The sequence below is a fragment of the Paenibacillus sp. CCS19 genome (genome assembly GCF_033239625.1).
Classification (GTDB): domain Bacteria; phylum Bacillota; class Bacilli; order Paenibacillales; family Paenibacillaceae; genus Paenibacillus_T.
This window is the reverse complement of sequence record NZ_BTCK01000005.1, coordinates 32,229-46,510: the sequence shown is the minus strand read 5'-3', so window position 1 is coordinate 46,510 and position 14,282 is coordinate 32,229. Positions and strand designations below refer to the sequence as shown.

The following is a 14,282-nucleotide window of genomic DNA, read 5'->3' as shown; positions in this document are numbered from 1 at the left end:
CTCCCTTCTACCACAAGCTTGTCTTGGTCGTCTTCTTAGAAACGAAGTTCGCCAAGCTCACCAGAATCAAACCGATTACGCCATCGAACAAGCCAACCGCGGTAGCAAAGCTGAAGTTGCCGCCGATGCCTTCTTTGCCGCCGATACCCATCCGGTACACGTAAGTCGAAATAACGTCTGCCGTCTCGTACGTAAGCGGATTATAGAGAAGCAGCACTTTCTCGAAGTTGGAACCCATGATGCCGCCGATATCGAGAATCAGAAGCGTCATGATGGTAGGCAAGATGCCTGGGATTGTAACATGCCATGCCTTGCGGAACCGGCTGGCGCCATCTATGCTGGCTGCTTCGTACAATTCGGTATTGATGCTTGTCATTGCCGCAAGATACAGAATCGTACCCCAGCCTAGTCCCTGCCAGATACCGGACGTGATGTAGATCGTCGGGAACCATTCGGGCAGCGAGATGAATTGTATCGTCTCCATCCCAAGGTGACTCAGCAGCGTATTGATAGGACCCTTCTCGGAGACGATTTCTTTGATCATCCCTGCCACGATGACCATCGATATAAAGTGCGGCAGATAGGACACGGTCTGAACAAGCTTCTTCACTCGCATATTCCGCAGCTCATTGAGCAGCAGTGCGAATATCAAGGTGATCGGGAAGCGGAAGGCCAAGTACGTGACGCTGAGGAAAATGTTATTGTAGAACGCCCGCCAGAAAGTCGGGTCCTTCAAGAACATATGGAAGTAGCGCAGGCCTACCCACTCGGTACCGAAGATGTTCGGACCGCCCCGATACTTACGGAAAGCGATTACATTTCCAAGCATGGGCAAGTACTTGAAGATAACGAAGTACGCGATCGGAATGAGGAGAAATGAGTACAGCTTCCACTCTTTGCGGACATGCCCTACAAGAGAAGGCTTCAACATTACATGTTTCGCATTCGACATACATCCACCACTTTCATGATTGAATTAACCCGAATTCGTTCGACCAATGTACACGCGTACATTCCGAGTGTTATGGACATGAATAATTAAAGATGTGCGGGGAGCGTCATGAACCCCATGTATAATAATTAAATATTGAAAACGGGAATAATAGATACGCATTTGGGTTTGTATCCGCTGTCATTGCTGCTGCTGATTAGTATTCTATAGAACGAACCGTTTATTTTACATAGAGGAAAACAAGATCCGTTTGTAATTATTAAACATCTTTACGGCGTAGTCTTGAACGGAATCACGATCATGTTATGATGGTTGTCCAGCCCATCTGTTCCGTAGATAGGCAGCCATTCGAAGTATTGTGGAGTGATAGATGCGATGGAGTTCAGTCCGTTCGAGTCGATAAACCCCGAAGTGTTCCTGTTCGTGGATCGCCGCTGTTTTCCTGATTGGGAAATTATCCGCAAGAAAATCGATTTCTACGATTTGACGTTCGTCGTGGGAGGCAAGGCCAACTACTATGTGGACGGCGAGAAAATTACGGTGGAAGCGGGGGATATGCTGTTCATTCAATCCGGAAGCGAGCGAGAGGCTCATACATTCAAGGACGATCCGATGCATTCGTATGCGTTTAACTTTCTGCTGACGATGCCTGAAGACGGGCTCCGTTTTCCGTTCGCGACCGTTACCAAAAATCAAATGACGGATGAAATACTGAAATACCTTCTCGAATTCAATCGGGTATGGAGCGGCATGCAGCCCGGCTATCGAATAGCTGCCAAGGGAATTCTGCTTCTTCTGCTCCATCGGCTGCTGTCGAACGCTCTCCAGCATTCACCGGTCTCCAATGCCGATGTTCGAATAAACAAAGTAAAAGAGCACATTATCGACCATTTCCCGGACGAGCTGGATATGGCGAGTTTATCGAAGGTAGTCAATCTGCACCCCGTCTATCTGGGCAAGCTATTCAAATCCAGCACCGGCTACAGCATCCGTCATTTCATCAATCTCATTCGCGTGAACAATGCCGAAATGATGCTGTCGGGCGGCGGCTTCTCCGTCTCCGATGCAGCGCAGCGCTGCGGCTACAATGACATCAGCTATTTCAGCAACGTATTCCGGGCGATTAAGGGGTATCCGCCTTCCAAGGCAGGCATGTATCGGGGCGTACGAATCGGAGAGTCGAGCGCATTGATCGATTCCGATGCGGATGCGGATGATTGACGTTGATCGGTGCCATTGAGGACTCGATAACTTATAAGCTCTTATGTGTTAACAAAAAGCCTGCTGCATCGCAATTCGCGAGTGCCGCAGGCTTATCTGTTGTCGTTATACGACCGTTCCTTTAGAGCATTCGCCAGAGACGTTGGCCGCCTCTACGGCAGCCGCTTGATCTGCGGAAAGACCGCTGAATACCGCTGTATCCGAGAGCTTCGACAGTCCGACAAGCGCGACCGCCGAGGACAGGATCCCGCCGCTTCTTGGCGGAGCCGTTTCCGCTGCGGCATCCTTGCTGACAGCGCGCAGCTTCTTAACAGCTGCTGAAGGGGCAGCTGCGCTAAGGTGATCGCGGCCTGCCTGCTCTCTGGATATCGCCGCAGTCACTCTTGAAGCAAGAGCAGCGGCATCGTAGTAGCGCGACAGCGCGACAACCATGCTGCCCATCCGCTCTTCCTCGGGGAACAGCACTCGCGTTACCCCTTCCTCCCGCACCGCTTCGGCTGTCACTTTGCCTACCGCAACAGCGAGCACGCTGCCTTCGAAGGCACGCAGCACCTGTTCGCGAACACCTGCGGCCGCCGCTTCGCTCATCAAGCTTCGAACTTGCACGGTGCTGGTGAAAGCAACGGCGTCTACTTGCTCTGCGATAATCTCGCCGATAAGCAGTGCAATCGCATCGCCCTCCGGCAGGATGTGACGGTAAGGCAGAATTTCCTCGCAGATCGCTCCCCTTGCTTCCAGCACAGCATTCAGCTTAGGCGCAGGGTCGCCATACAACTGCAGTCCGACTCGTTTGCCCGCTAGATTGTACGCATTCAGCAGCTGCAGAAGCCCCGCCGTCGTCCCATCCTCGTCGCGCACTTCCGGCGTCAGCCCTACCTTGCGCAGCACGTTGACGGTCTTGTAACCCCGCGCCGCGATATGCACGCCGCGCAGCGTCTCAATGAAGCGGTCCAGCTGCCCCAGCTTCTCGGCCGTTGCAAGCAGCGCCTCGGTTCCAACGCCAGTCGTCAGCACGAGCCAATCTACAGGTTTCTCGATCAATGATTGCAGCTGCTCAGCAAATTGCGAGTCATCAAGGAACACGGTTCCCTGTGCCGGACGGATGACCGCCGTTCCGCCGAACTTGCCGATCATGCGCGCCATTTCGTCTGCTTTGCGCGGTCCCGTCACTGCGATTGTTTTGCCTTCCAGTCGCATTCCTACCAGCTCCTCTTAACGTTTCCGGAGGAAACGCAGTAGTTGTTGCTTGCGAGTATAGTTCTTACAGAACCATGAAACGTATGCTTCCGATGTATGTTTCCTAACGGAAACGTTGAGCGTATGCTTTCGAAGCACGTTTCCGTTAGGAAACGTTAAGCGTATGCTTCCGATGTACGTTTCTTACAGAAACGTTTTAAGAAACCTTAGACTTCACGCCGTCGAGATGGAGCAGCACATTGCCGCTTCCGTCTACGCTAATCTCGAACGTGCGGACACAGCCCTCGTCCGGGTCCTGCACGATGCCATTGGTCAAGTTGATCTTCCAGTCATGAAGCGGACAGTAGACATGACCGTCGCATACCATCCCTTCGGACAGCTTCCCCTGCTTATGCGGGCAGCTGTTCTCGACCGCCTTCACGGTGCCGTCGCTCAGCTTGAACAGCGCAAGCTCCAGCTCTCCCATTCGAAACACCTTACCCCGGCGCTCCGGAAACTCTGTAATATGTCCGATCAAATATTGCTCCATGCCGCTCTCTCCTCTCGAATCGCTCTCTCTCTATACTAAGCCGGGCTATTCCCTAGATCGGCCGCTCCGTTGTTCGTTACCGTTGCTGCAGCTTCTGCATGAACCGGTGCCGTCAATGCATCGAAAGCGCTGCGAAGCTCGTCATTCTCGATGATTTGTTTCCATGGGTCTTGCGTCAGACCGAGCGTATGATCGATCCGCGAGTTCAGCGCATCACGGTCTTCCTTCTTCTCCAGCGCTTTCTTGATCGCATCCAGACCAACGCGCGCCGCCCACTCGCTCGTGCGCTCCAGGTAGGTCGCATCCTCACGGTAGTACTGCAGGTATGCACCCGTCCATTCCAGCACTTCTTCTTCGGTCTTCACTTTGACGAGAAGCTCCGCTGCGCGGACCTTCGTACCGCCGTTGCCGCCGACATAGATCTCCCAGCCGCCGTCGATCGCGATAACGCCAAGGTCCTTGATCGTCGATTCCGCGCAGTTCCGCGGGCAGCCCGACACGGCCAGCTTCACTTTATGCGGCGTATTGAGACGCTCGAATTTCTTCTCCATATCGATGCCCATTTGGATCGAATCCTGCGTGCCGAAGCGGCAGAACGTCTTGCCGACGCACGTCTTAACGGTACGAAGCGTCTTGCCGTAAGCGTAGCCCGACGGCATGTCGAGATCCTTCCACATCTTCGGAAGATCCTCTTTCTTCACGCCGAGCAGGTCGATCCGCTGACCGCCGGTAATCTTCACAAGCGGCACTTCGTATTTCTCCGCTACTTCCGCAATCCGCTTCAGATCCTCCGGCGTCGTAACGCCGCCGTAGATACGAGGCACAACGGAGTATGTGCCGTCCTTCTGAATGTTCGCGTGGTTCCGTTCGTTGACGAAACGCGATTCCAGCTCATCTTCATGCTCCGCCGGCCATACCATGCCGAGGTAGTAGTTGAGCGCTGGACGGCATTTGGAGCAGCCCTCCGGATTTTTCCACTCGAGCACTGCCATTACTTCACGGGAGGTCGTCAAGCGCATCCCTTTGATCGCTTCTACAACTTCATCGCGCGAGTGTGTCGTACAGCTGCAGATGCCTTCCTTCACGGCCGTGACATTATCCGCACCAACCGTCGCCAGCAGGATCGCTTCAACCAGCGGCTTACAGCCGCCGCAGGAGCCAGACGCCTTCGTGCACGCCTTGATCTCGCCGACGCTTACGCAGCCTTTTTCCGTAATGGCTTCAACGATCGTATCCTTCGTTACCCCATTACAGCCGCAGACGATTTCGTCGCCGCTCATCGCTTTCACTTGATCATCGGGACCGCTCGCTTTACCGCCGCCGCCACCCGAGCCGAACAATACTTCCTTCTCGCGGCCCGCGAAGCTCTCGCCTTTGCGTATATAAGAGAACAGCTTGGAGCCTTCCGACGTATCGCCGAACAGTACAGCACCAGAAATCTTGCCGTCCTTGAACACAACCTTCTTATAAATTCCGTCCAGATCGTCTTGCACTCGCAGCGCTCTCGTATCCGGTCCGTCGGAGAAGTCGCCTGCGGAGAATACGTTGACGCCGGAGATCTTCAGCTTCGTCGACAGAACCGAACCCTGATAACCATCCGCTTCAATACCCGCAAGCTTCTTCGCCAATACGGCGCCTTGCTCATAGAGCGGAGCGACGAGTCCGTATACGATACCGCGATGCTCGGCGCATTCGCCGACTGCATACACGTTCGGGATATTCGTCTGCATATAATCATCTACGACGATGCCGCGGTTAACCGTAATGCCCGCGTCCTTCGCAAGTAGCGAGTTCGCCTTAATGCCGACTGCCATGACGATCAGATCCGCCTCGACGGATGTGCCGTCCTTGAAGGTGAGTCCTTCGACGCGGTCGCCGCCGATGATCGTGTCGGAGTTCTTCGCGAGCAGGAACTTCATCCCTTGACGCTCCAGCTCCGCCTGCAGCAACTTCGCCGCCGTCTCATCCAGCTGACGCTCCATGAGGTAGTGGTGAATATGGACAACGTGAACTTCCATGTTCAGATTGACCAAGCCGCGAGCCGCTTCAAGTCCGAGCAGACCGCCGCCGATAACGACTGCCTTCTTATATTGCTGCGATGCGGAGAGCATCGTCTCACAGTCTTTAATGTCGCGGAAGGCGATAACGCCTTCTTTGTCTGCGCCTGGCAGCGGCAGCATGAATGGCAGCGAGCCCGTCGCGAACACCAGCTCGTCATATTCCAATTGAAGTCCGAGATTCGTCGTTACCGTCCGCGCTTCCGTATCCACTGCCGTCACCGTCTGTCCGGCATGCAGCTGAATATTGTTCTCTTTATACCATTCCCAGCTGTTCAATACGATATCTTCCATCGTCGCTTCACCGGCCAGCACTGAGGAAAGCATAATCCGGTTGTAGTTCGGATGAGGTTCCGATCCAATAATCGTAATGTCGTACCGATGAGGGTTCAGCTTAAGCAGCTGCTCTACAAACGATACGCCAGCCATGCCGTTGCCGATCATTACTAGTTTCTTCATCGTCTCTCCTCCTGTCGAAGCCCATTTCTCTTTATATTCGCACGTTACTGGCAGCCGCCGTCTCCTTAGATTGCATGTTCAAAATTTCAGAAGACGACTTTTTGAACTACATCTTAGAGACATAAAAAGCCTATCCCTCCCGCAGACCATGCTTGATTACGCATGCCGTACGAGTGAGATAGGCTCCATTGCCATCGTTTGCGGCACGCCATTGTGCCGACTTCTATTGGACTTAATAGCCTCAGTATACCGAGCTCATGAATTGATGTCAACTAACCTTACACAAAAATATCAATCATCTCTTAAAATTCCCTTTATATAGAGAATCAGTACTTTTAGCCGTCGACAGCTTTCAGGCTCTATGTTATATTTTATAACAATTGATTTGCCAGAAATCGGAGGGATGAGTCATCGATATGAAAACGATTCTGCTCATTGAAGATGACGAGATGAGTGGATTACGAGATCGGCTCCAAGATTGCTGCCGAACGATCCATCGTGCGCGTTCAGAGCAGGAGGCGTGCGGCCTCATTGCAGTCGTCGACGGTGTCGTTATAGCCGTTCCATATGTACGGCTGCATCATTGGCAGGCGGCGCTCACCGCAATGCGGCGCGTCCCGCTGTTATGGCACTGTACGGAACAGAAGCTGCCAGCTCAGATGGACTGGGGTTTCGCATTAGATGGTGTACTGTTTCCTTCCATGACTGCGTCAGAGTTGAAACATGCGGTCATGTGGGGTGCTCGCATCCACCAGCAACGCAGGCGCTGGAGCGAGGAACGCGAGCAGCTGATGCAGCGGATTGAGGAGCGCAAGTGGATCGATCAAGCCAAAGCTGTTCTATGTGAGATTCGTGGCATAAGCGAAAGCGAGGCTTACGATTTTCTACGCAAGCAGGCGATGAATGAACGGAAACGAATGGGCGATGTCGCCGCTTCGATCGTAAAGGTGTATCAGCTTATTCACGGCTGATGCGGGTTTTCATGCAGAAAGACAGCATTTCCATATCGATTTCCAGCATTCAAATTTGTTTGTGTAAGGTATATTGACATGCAAATAACATGTCGCATATAATCCAATTACATTCACAATGCGGTGAATCGATACCGGCCGGTACAATGCTGTACCTGTCGTGGGCAATGGGGCCAAATTGCAAACCTTCCTTATGGGAGGGGAGCGATTTGGCCCCTTTTTGGCATAGACGCCATGAGGAAAGCGTGTTTCAAGGAGTACGGAGAGAACGAACGGTTCAAGAGAGAGAAACACAACAGAGAAAGAACAGAGAAAGAAAAAAGAGAGAAAGCTTGGTCACATGGAGAGGAGAATGGTTCAATGGCAGGAAAAGGTTTCTTGAAAAGCGGTCATACCCCATCGTTGTTTAGCGCTTTCGCTTACTTCGACATTAGCTTCATGGTCTGGAGCATGCTCGGACCGCTCGCAGTTGTCATTATGAACGACTACCCGATGGACGCAGCGCAGAAGGCGAATCTCGTCGCGCTTCCTGTACTCGGCGGCTCCATCCTTCGGCTCGTATTCGGCTTCTTGACCGATTATATCGGACCGAAGCGGACGGGACAGCTCGGCATGTTAATCACGATCGTCCCGCTCGTGCTTGGCTGGCAGTTCGTTGACTCGCTTGATTCCTTATACATCGTCGCCCTGCTGCTCGGATTCGCTGGCGCATCGTTCGCCGCGGCGCTTCCGCTCGCAAGCCGCTGGTATCCGCCGCAGTATCAAGGTCTGGCAATGGGCATCGCCGGGGCCGGCAACAGCGGTACCGTATTCTCCACGTTGTTCGCTAACCGGATCGCCACACACTATGATTCGTGGCATGTCGTGTTCGGTCTGGCGATCATCCCGATCGCGCTCGTGTTCATCATTTTCACCATCTTTGCTAAGGATAGCCCTAATCAGCCTGCACCGAAGAAGCTGGCGGACTATGCGAAGGTGCTGAAGCTTCGCGATACTTGGTTGTTCTGTCTGCTGTACGGCGTTACGTTCGGCGGCTTCGTCGGCATGGCGAACTATTTAACGATTTTCTTCAATACACAATATGAACTGAGTGCAGTAAGAGCCGCGGACTTCGCTACGTTGTGCGTAATCGCCGGCAGCTTCTTCCGTCCGGTAGGCGGCTGGTTGTCCGACCGCATTGGAGGCATCAACATGCTGCTCGGCCTGTACGGCGTCGTCGCGATTATGCTTGCCTGCATCTCCACTCTGCCGCCTTTCGGACTCATCGTCGTCCTGCTCTTCATTATGATGATGTCGCTTGGCATGGGCAACGGCGCCGTGTTCCAGCTTGTCCCGCAGCGGTTCCGTGACGAGATCGGTCTTATTACCGGCATCGTCGGCGCAGCAGGCGGACTTGGCGGCTACTTCCTGCCTAAGATTCTCGGCAACATTAAGCAAGCTACTGGTTCGTATTCGACAGGCTTCCTAATCATCTGCGGCATCTCGCTGCTCTGCGTGTTCACGATTCTGATCGTTCAAGGCAGCTGGAAGCGCACCTGGATCGGCACAGGCGGCAAAGCGCGTGCGGATCAAGGCGCAATCGTATCCTCTTAATGAACAGATAGAACGGAAGAGATAAACCGGAAACCGTGTTCCACCAATCTCATCGCGAAAGGAAGCTGATTCAATATGAATAAGCATGAACGTCGGTATGCAACGAATGAAGGAGAGTCCTTCGCCGCAAGCTCTAACGCCTCATCCTATGAGGACTCGCCTTGGGAAATGGCTGACTTCGGAGATTGGCTGGATTCTGCGGATTTGTTCGAGATGTTTGAGTAGAGCTGAGTTTTATGTTGCTTAATGTTTACAGATACAACTTCTCAGCCGAATGTTCTTACGATCGCTGTTGTGTCCAGATTGTTCTGATTATGTAAGATCAGAAAAGGAAACAATCCGGACACAAAGGCGAACGCTTGAAGCTTTCCGGAGGAAAGCAGCATCGTAAGCATCCACTGCTTCTTCAGAATCATTCGTCTGCTCCGTTGCTCGTTTCACATTAGCAAAAACTAAAATCTCAGTTCTACTAATTAGGTTGGATGGATAAAGAAAGGTTGAGCCGCATATGGGCTCAACCTTTTTCGTTGTGCTGCAGCTGCTGCATGAAGTCTCGCAGCGCTTCGCGCCAGTGGCGCATCGGCGGGAGACCATTGGCGCGGAGGGCGCTGTGGTCGAGCACCGAATACGCGGGGCGCGGCGCAGGACGCGGGAATTCCGCCGTCGTGCAAGGCACCGCTTGAGCCGCGAGGCCGCCCTCCTCGAAGATCGCGGCGGCGAATTCATACCATGAGCAGCTGCCGCTGTTCGTTGCATGGTAGATGCCGTAAGCTTCGGTCGTCACGAGCGTCAGCAGCATCTGCGCCAGATCCGCCGTGTAGGTCGGCGAACCAAGCTGATCGCTGACGACCTTCAAGGTACCGCCCGCTTCGCCGAGCCGAAGCATCGTCCGCACGAAGTTCGCCCCATGCGCTCCGTATACCCAAGCTGTCCGCACGACAAAGTATCGATCATGCAGCGATTGAACAAGCTGCTCGCCGGCCAGCTTCGACTTGCCGTACACCGTCAGCGGATTCGTCCTATCATACTCGTTGTAAGGCGTAGTTGAGCGGCCGTCGAAGACGTAGTCGGTGCTGACGAAGGCCAGCTTAGCCCCTGCTTCGCGCGCTGCGATCGCGATGTTGCGAGAGCCAGCGGCATTGACTTGGTAAGCAGCGTCGGAGTCCGTCTCCGCACGGTCGACTGCGGTATAAGCGGCGCAGTGAATGACTGCGTCCGGCTTTATCCGTTCGAGCGCTGCGCGGCACTGCGCGAGGTCGGTAATGTCCAGCTCGGCGCGGCCGAAGCCGAACAGCTCATAAGCTGGATCGCTTCGCAGCATAAGCTCGCGGCCCAGTTGGCCGTTCGCGCCGGTTACGACGATGCGCAGCGGAGCTATTTTGCCAACCGTTGGTGTCGCGACCTCGGCTGCTGGAGATTCGCTCGGCTCGATCGTCATGGCTTATCGCCGTCGTTGCTGCCATAACGGATATCGTAGTAAGCGCGGTAGCTGCCGCTTCGCACGTCGTCCATCCATTGCCTATTCGCTTGGTACCACCGAATCGTCTCCCGTATGCCGCTCTCGTAGTCGTGCTTCGGCGTCCAGCCGAGCTCGTTACGGATTTTGTCGGCGTCAATCGCATATCTGCGGTCGTGCCCCAGCCGATCCTCGACATACGTAATGAGCGACTCCGGTTTGCCCAGCTCCGCCAGTATCGTACGTACGACCTGCAGATTCGTCCGCTCATTACGTCCGCCGATGTTGTACACCTCTCCGCTCTTGCCGCCGCGCAGCACCAGGTCGATCGCACTGCAATGATCTTCGACATACAGCCAGTCGCGCACGTTCAGCCCATCGCCATAAACCGGAAGCGGCTTGTCATCCATCGCCTGCTGCAGCATCAGCGGAATGAGCTTCTCCGGGAATTGATAAGGCCCGTAGTTGTTCGAGCATCGCGTGATGTTGACCGGCAGCCCATAGGTCTCGTGATAAGCACGCACAAGCAGGTCCGAGCCCGCTTTGCTAGCCGAATAAGGGCTGTTCGGTGCCAGCGGCGTCGTCTCCGTGAACAACCCTTCCGCACCAAGTGTGCCGTACACCTCATCGGTCGATACATGCACGAACTTACCTACTTCATATTGTCTAGCGAGGTCCAATAGCGTCTGCGTACCGAGAACGTTCGTCCGTACGAACACATCCGGCCGCTCGATGCTTCGATCAACATGCGATTCCGCCGCAAAATGCACAACCGCGTCCAGCCCTTCCTCAAACAAAGGCTCCAGTGACTGGCGATTGGAGATATCCGCCCGCACGAACCGATAGCGTTCGGATTGGTCTACGGCCTGCAGGTTGTACAGATTGCCCGCGTAGGTCAGCAGGTCGACATTGATGATCGACACGTCGTCATAACGGCCAAGCATATAATGAATATAATTGCTTCCGATAAACCCGGCTCCGCCGGTCACAAGCAGCTTCATTCGTTTCATCCTTCATAGTCAAAATTGTTGTCCGCGTCCGCCAGCAGCGGATGCCGGCCATCCTTATCCGACAGCACAGGAGCGTTCGTCGGCCAATCAATGGCAAGCGCAGGGTCATTCCATGCGATGCCTCGGTCATGCGCCTGCGAGTAATATTGATCCACCTTATATTGTACCTCGCAGTCTTGAACAAGCGTACAGAAACCATGCGCGAAGCCGCGCGGCACGAGCAGCTGTCTTTTGTTATCCGCCGATAAAATGAATCCTTCCCACTTGCCATAAGTCGGAGAACCGCGCCGAATATCGACAATGACGTCATAGATCGCACCCTTCGTCACACGCACCAGCTTCGTCTGCGCCTGCGGATTCAGCTGATAGTGAAGCCCACGCAGCACGCCTGCCTCCCGCGACAAAGAATGATTGTCCTGCACGAATCGATAGGCCAAGCCGCGTTCATCCCACAGCCGTTCCTGATAGCTCTCCATGAAGAAGCCTCGATGATCGCCGAATACAGCCGGCTCGATCAGCTTCGCCCCCGACAGCCCCGTTGGTCGGATATTCAATGTATCGTTCACCGCCCGATTCCTTATTAGAGGTAGTTCAAAAAGTCGTCTTTTGATCACGAAGCGAATCCAGAAGCCTGTTCGGCATCGAAGCTTGCGTTCACCTTCGAAGTCCGGTACTCATGTAGGTGTTGCCTACACTCCGTTCCTCCTTCTTCAGGTTCTCGCAATCTTCTCGGTGCTGAAAACCCGACTTTTTGAACACTAACTATATTGCAGCCGGACACCTCGAAGAAACACGCACCGTGCTCCCGGCCCGTCGTCGTCCTTCTACAGCATATGTTGGCAGGCGCGAAGAATTATAGGCGAATTTGACGGTTGATATATGGAAAATCGATAATTTCAGGATTGAAACGACAACAAAGTATGATACAATATGTATCATACAGTCTAAAAAAATAGGAGGTTATGTCATGTCCTTTCCTTTGCACCATGCTATGGCCGTCATGTGCCAGCTGGTGCTCTCATCGATTCTTATGCCTGTAATCGTTTACTTGTGTGCCCCCGTCATGATGACGGGCTCGTTATCGACCATCTCGGCCTCGGTTATCGCTGTTTATGCATCGCTGCTTATCCTATCCCACGCCATCGGCATTCGCGTCATGAAACGCAATGCGCACGCGCTCGCGATGATTATCCCTACTGTGCTAGTTGCCGATGCCGCCGCTATGCTGGTCGGTATGAACTGGTATGGTACGACGGTCATCGACCTGCTTATCCGAATGTAACGCCCGCTTCTCGCTGACACCAACCGACGCTCCACGTCTTATTTTTGATTACGCTCCAGATCACGATCTACCATCATCTCGATCAACTGCTTGAAATCCACTTCCCGCTTCCATCCAAGCTTACTTCCTGCTTTCGAGCTATCGCCTAACAGCAAATCCACCTCAGCCGGACGTACGAATGCCGGATCAATCACGACATATTGCCGGTAATCCAAGCCTACATAACCGAATGCGACTTCCAACAACTCTCGAACCGAGTGCGTTTCTCCCGTTGCAATAACATAATCGTCCGGTTCATCCTGCTGCAGCATAAGCCACATCGCCTTCACGTAGTCACCTGCATAACCCCAGTCGCGAAGCGCATCCAGATTGCCCATTCGCAGCTCATGATCCAGCCCAAGCTTAATGCGTGCAGCCGCATTCGTAACTTTGCGCGTCACGAATTCCAAGCCCCGACGCGGCGATTCATGGTTGAACAGAATGCCCGAGCATGCGTACATATTGAAGCTTTCCCGATAATTGACCGTAATCCAATGACCGTACACTTTGGCCACCCCATACGGGCTTCTCGGATAAAATGGTGTCGTTTCCTTTTGCGGCGTCTCGACGACCTTACCGAACATTTCGCTGCTTGATGCCTGATAGAAGCGTGCCGTCGGCTTAACAATCCGTACCGCCTCTAGCATATTCGCAACGGCCAGCGCCGTAATCTGCCCCGTCGCAATCGGCTGCGGCCACGACGCCGCGACGAACGACTGCGCCGCCAGATTGTACACCTCATCCGGGTCTGACACCCGCACCGCTTCAATAAGCGACGACAGATCGGTCAGATCCCCGGACACCCAGTGGACCCGATCTTGAATCGCTGCCACATTCTCGTAATTCGGAGTGCTCGTTCTGCGTCTCAACCCATAGACCTCATAGCCCTTCTCCAGCAGCAGCTCCGCCAAATACGAGCCATCCTGCCCCGTGATGCCTGTAATGAGTGCGCGTTTCATATGTTCTTCCCTTCTGGTTGCTATATCTTTCGTTGCTGTACATAACGAATGACTGGGGAGCATATAAGCAAAGCATGCATCTTACACTACTTTATGCTCGGCAACCAAGATGAACACGGCTATATGATGTCTATTATTTGGTGGGGGGGATTTGAAAGAAAGGGAATTTATGATACAATTCGTATCATAAAGAGCAGAAAAAGAGGGGGGGACTTCACGATGTACGCACTTAAACTGAAGCGTCAATCCGTGGTAATACTCAGTCAACTCCTATTGTCATCGCTTCTGCTGCCTGTACTCATTTACTTAATCAGCAATCTCATCTTACGAGGTAACGCTATTTCACCAGTTTCCACGGTTATATTATCGTTCTACGCTACCCTGCTGGCGGCATCACATGTCGCGGGAATGAAAATGATGTCTCGCCATCCGTTATCATTCACCATCTTCATACTGGCTAGCATCGCCGCCGATGGGGCAGTTATGCTAGCCGGTATGAACGTATATGGTACTCAGATCGTAGATTTTCTATTTAAGCTATAGGTAATAAGAAAACC

At 53.4% G+C, this 14,282-nt stretch carries 15 protein-coding genes; 6 read left to right on the top strand and 9 right to left on the bottom strand.

Going from position 1 to position 14,282, the window contains the following annotated elements:
* Positions 1 to 7: 7 nt before the first annotated feature.
* A complete protein-coding gene (locus SBI19_RS05995) occupies positions 8 to 952 on the bottom strand; it encodes an ABC transporter permease (protein ID WP_317965958.1) in 945 nt (314 codons plus the stop codon).
* A 375-nt stretch (positions 953 to 1,327) separates the two neighbouring features.
* Between SBI19_RS05995 and SBI19_RS05990 the strand changes: the two genes are divergently transcribed.
* Entirely contained in the window at positions 1,328 to 2,173 is an 846-nt protein-coding gene (locus tag SBI19_RS05990) for an AraC family transcriptional regulator (RefSeq protein WP_317965956.1), read from the top strand.
* Between the two features lie 105 nt (positions 2,174 to 2,278).
* On the opposite strand, the gene SBI19_RS05985 is transcribed toward SBI19_RS05990, so the two are convergent.
* The 3 genes from SBI19_RS05985 to nirB all read right to left on the bottom strand — a co-directional run bounded on the left by SBI19_RS05985 (position 2,279) and on the right by nirB (position 6,415).
* Positions 2,279 to 3,370, bottom strand: coding sequence for a uroporphyrinogen-III synthase (locus SBI19_RS05985; protein WP_317965954.1), 1,092 nt, complete (start codon positions 3,368 to 3,370; stop codon positions 2,279 to 2,281).
* Between the two features lie 196 nt (positions 3,371 to 3,566).
* Entirely contained in the window at positions 3,567 to 3,899 is a 333-nt protein-coding gene (gene nirD, locus SBI19_RS05980; protein ID WP_317965952.1) for a nitrite reductase small subunit NirD, read from the bottom strand.
* A 35-nt stretch (positions 3,900 to 3,934) separates the two neighbouring features.
* Positions 3,935 to 6,415 (bottom strand): nitrite reductase large subunit NirB, encoded by a 2,481-nt coding sequence (nirB, locus tag SBI19_RS05975; RefSeq protein ID WP_317965950.1) that lies wholly within the window; start codon positions 6,413 to 6,415, stop codon positions 3,935 to 3,937.
* 416 nt (positions 6,416 to 6,831) lie between these two features.
* Between nirB and SBI19_RS05970 the strand changes: the two genes are divergently transcribed.
* The 3 genes from SBI19_RS05970 to SBI19_RS05960 all read left to right on the top strand — a co-directional run bounded on the left by SBI19_RS05970 (position 6,832) and on the right by SBI19_RS05960 (position 9,204).
* Positions 6,832 to 7,386: an ANTAR domain-containing response regulator gene (locus tag SBI19_RS05970; protein ID WP_317965948.1), complete on the top strand. Its 555-nt coding sequence runs from the start codon at positions 6,832 to 6,834 to the stop codon at positions 7,384 to 7,386.
* A 360-nt stretch (positions 7,387 to 7,746) separates the two neighbouring features.
* A complete protein-coding gene (locus SBI19_RS05965) occupies positions 7,747 to 8,979 on the top strand; it encodes a nitrate/nitrite transporter (RefSeq protein ID WP_317965946.1) in 1,233 nt (410 codons plus the stop codon).
* Positions 8,980 to 9,054: 75 nt separating this feature from the next.
* Positions 9,055 to 9,204: a hypothetical protein gene (locus tag SBI19_RS05960; RefSeq protein WP_317965944.1), complete on the top strand. Its 150-nt coding sequence runs from the start codon at positions 9,055 to 9,057 to the stop codon at positions 9,202 to 9,204.
* Positions 9,205 to 9,245: 41 nt separating this feature from the next.
* On the opposite strand, the gene SBI19_RS05955 is transcribed toward SBI19_RS05960, so the two are convergent.
* From SBI19_RS05955 to rfbC, 4 genes are all read right to left on the bottom strand, one after another.
* On the bottom strand, positions 9,246 to 9,395 hold the full coding sequence (locus SBI19_RS05955; RefSeq protein ID WP_317965942.1) for a hypothetical protein: 150 nt from the start codon (positions 9,393 to 9,395) through the stop codon (positions 9,246 to 9,248).
* A gap of 98 nt (positions 9,396 to 9,493) precedes the next feature.
* Positions 9,494 to 10,348 carry a dTDP-4-dehydrorhamnose reductase gene (gene rfbD, locus SBI19_RS05950; protein WP_317966254.1) on the bottom strand — a complete coding sequence of 285 codons (855 nt, stop codon included), beginning with the start codon at positions 10,346 to 10,348 and terminating at the stop codon, positions 9,494 to 9,496.
* 65 nt (positions 10,349 to 10,413) lie between these two features.
* Positions 10,414 to 11,436, bottom strand: a complete 1,023-nt coding sequence (gene rfbB, locus SBI19_RS05945) for a dTDP-glucose 4,6-dehydratase (protein WP_317965940.1) — start codon at positions 11,434 to 11,436, stop codon at positions 10,414 to 10,416.
* Positions 11,437 to 11,441: 5 nt separating this feature from the next.
* Positions 11,442 to 11,999 carry a dTDP-4-dehydrorhamnose 3,5-epimerase gene (gene rfbC, locus SBI19_RS05940; RefSeq protein ID WP_317966252.1) on the bottom strand — a complete coding sequence of 186 codons (558 nt, stop codon included), beginning with the start codon at positions 11,997 to 11,999 and terminating at the stop codon, positions 11,442 to 11,444.
* 413 nt (positions 12,000 to 12,412) lie between these two features.
* Here rfbC and SBI19_RS05935 point away from each other — a divergent pair, with 413 nt between their 5' ends.
* Positions 12,413 to 12,727, top strand: coding sequence for a hypothetical protein (locus SBI19_RS05935; protein ID WP_317965938.1), 315 nt, complete (start codon positions 12,413 to 12,415; stop codon positions 12,725 to 12,727).
* Positions 12,728 to 12,765: 38 nt separating this feature from the next.
* Here the strand turns inward: SBI19_RS05935 and gmd are convergent, their stop codons facing one another.
* Positions 12,766 to 13,725, bottom strand: a complete 960-nt coding sequence (gene gmd / locus SBI19_RS05930) for a GDP-mannose 4,6-dehydratase (RefSeq protein ID WP_317965936.1) — start codon at positions 13,723 to 13,725, stop codon at positions 12,766 to 12,768.
* A 219-nt stretch (positions 13,726 to 13,944) separates the two neighbouring features.
* On the opposite strand from gmd, the gene SBI19_RS05925 reads away from it, so the two are divergent.
* Positions 13,945 to 14,268: a hypothetical protein gene (locus SBI19_RS05925; RefSeq protein ID WP_317965934.1), complete on the top strand. Its 324-nt coding sequence runs from the start codon at positions 13,945 to 13,947 to the stop codon at positions 14,266 to 14,268.
* Positions 14,269 to 14,282: the final 14 nt, after the last annotated feature.

What these genes read in the sequence shown, in the direction of transcription:
- SBI19_RS05955 (WP_317965942.1), bottom strand. Translation starts at nt 9,395, where the DNA reads ATGATTCTGAAGAAGCAGTGGATGCTTACGATGCTGCTTTCCTCCGGA.
- SBI19_RS05990 (WP_317965956.1), top strand. Translation starts at nt 1,328, where the DNA reads ATGGAGTTCAGTCCGTTCGAGTCGATAAACCCCGAAGTGTTCCTGTTC.
- SBI19_RS05925 (WP_317965934.1), top strand. Translation starts at nt 13,945, where the DNA reads ATGTACGCACTTAAACTGAAGCGTCAATCCGTGGTAATACTCAGTCAA.
- SBI19_RS05970 (WP_317965948.1), top strand. Translation starts at nt 6,832, where the DNA reads ATGAAAACGATTCTGCTCATTGAAGATGACGAGATGAGTGGATTACGA.
- nirD (WP_317965952.1), bottom strand. Translation starts at nt 3,899, where the DNA reads ATGGAGCAATATTTGATCGGACATATTACAGAGTTTCCGGAGCGCCGG.
- SBI19_RS05960 (WP_317965944.1), top strand. Translation starts at nt 9,055, where the DNA reads ATGAATAAGCATGAACGTCGGTATGCAACGAATGAAGGAGAGTCCTTC.
- gmd (WP_317965936.1), bottom strand. Translation starts at nt 13,725, where the DNA reads ATGAAACGCGCACTCATTACAGGCATCACGGGGCAGGATGGCTCGTAT.
- SBI19_RS05935 (WP_317965938.1), top strand. Translation starts at nt 12,413, where the DNA reads ATGTCCTTTCCTTTGCACCATGCTATGGCCGTCATGTGCCAGCTGGTG.
- nirB (WP_317965950.1), bottom strand. Translation starts at nt 6,415, where the DNA reads ATGAAGAAACTAGTAATGATCGGCAACGGCATGGCTGGCGTATCGTTT.
- rfbB (WP_317965940.1), bottom strand. Translation starts at nt 11,436, where the DNA reads ATGAAGCTGCTTGTGACCGGCGGAGCCGGGTTTATCGGAAGCAATTAT.
- SBI19_RS05995 (WP_317965958.1), bottom strand. Translation starts at nt 952, where the DNA reads ATGTCGAATGCGAAACATGTAATGTTGAAGCCTTCTCTTGTAGGGCAT.
- SBI19_RS05965 (WP_317965946.1), top strand. Translation starts at nt 7,747, where the DNA reads ATGGCAGGAAAAGGTTTCTTGAAAAGCGGTCATACCCCATCGTTGTTT.
- SBI19_RS05985 (WP_317965954.1), bottom strand. Translation starts at nt 3,370, where the DNA reads ATGCGACTGGAAGGCAAAACAATCGCAGTGACGGGACCGCGCAAAGCA.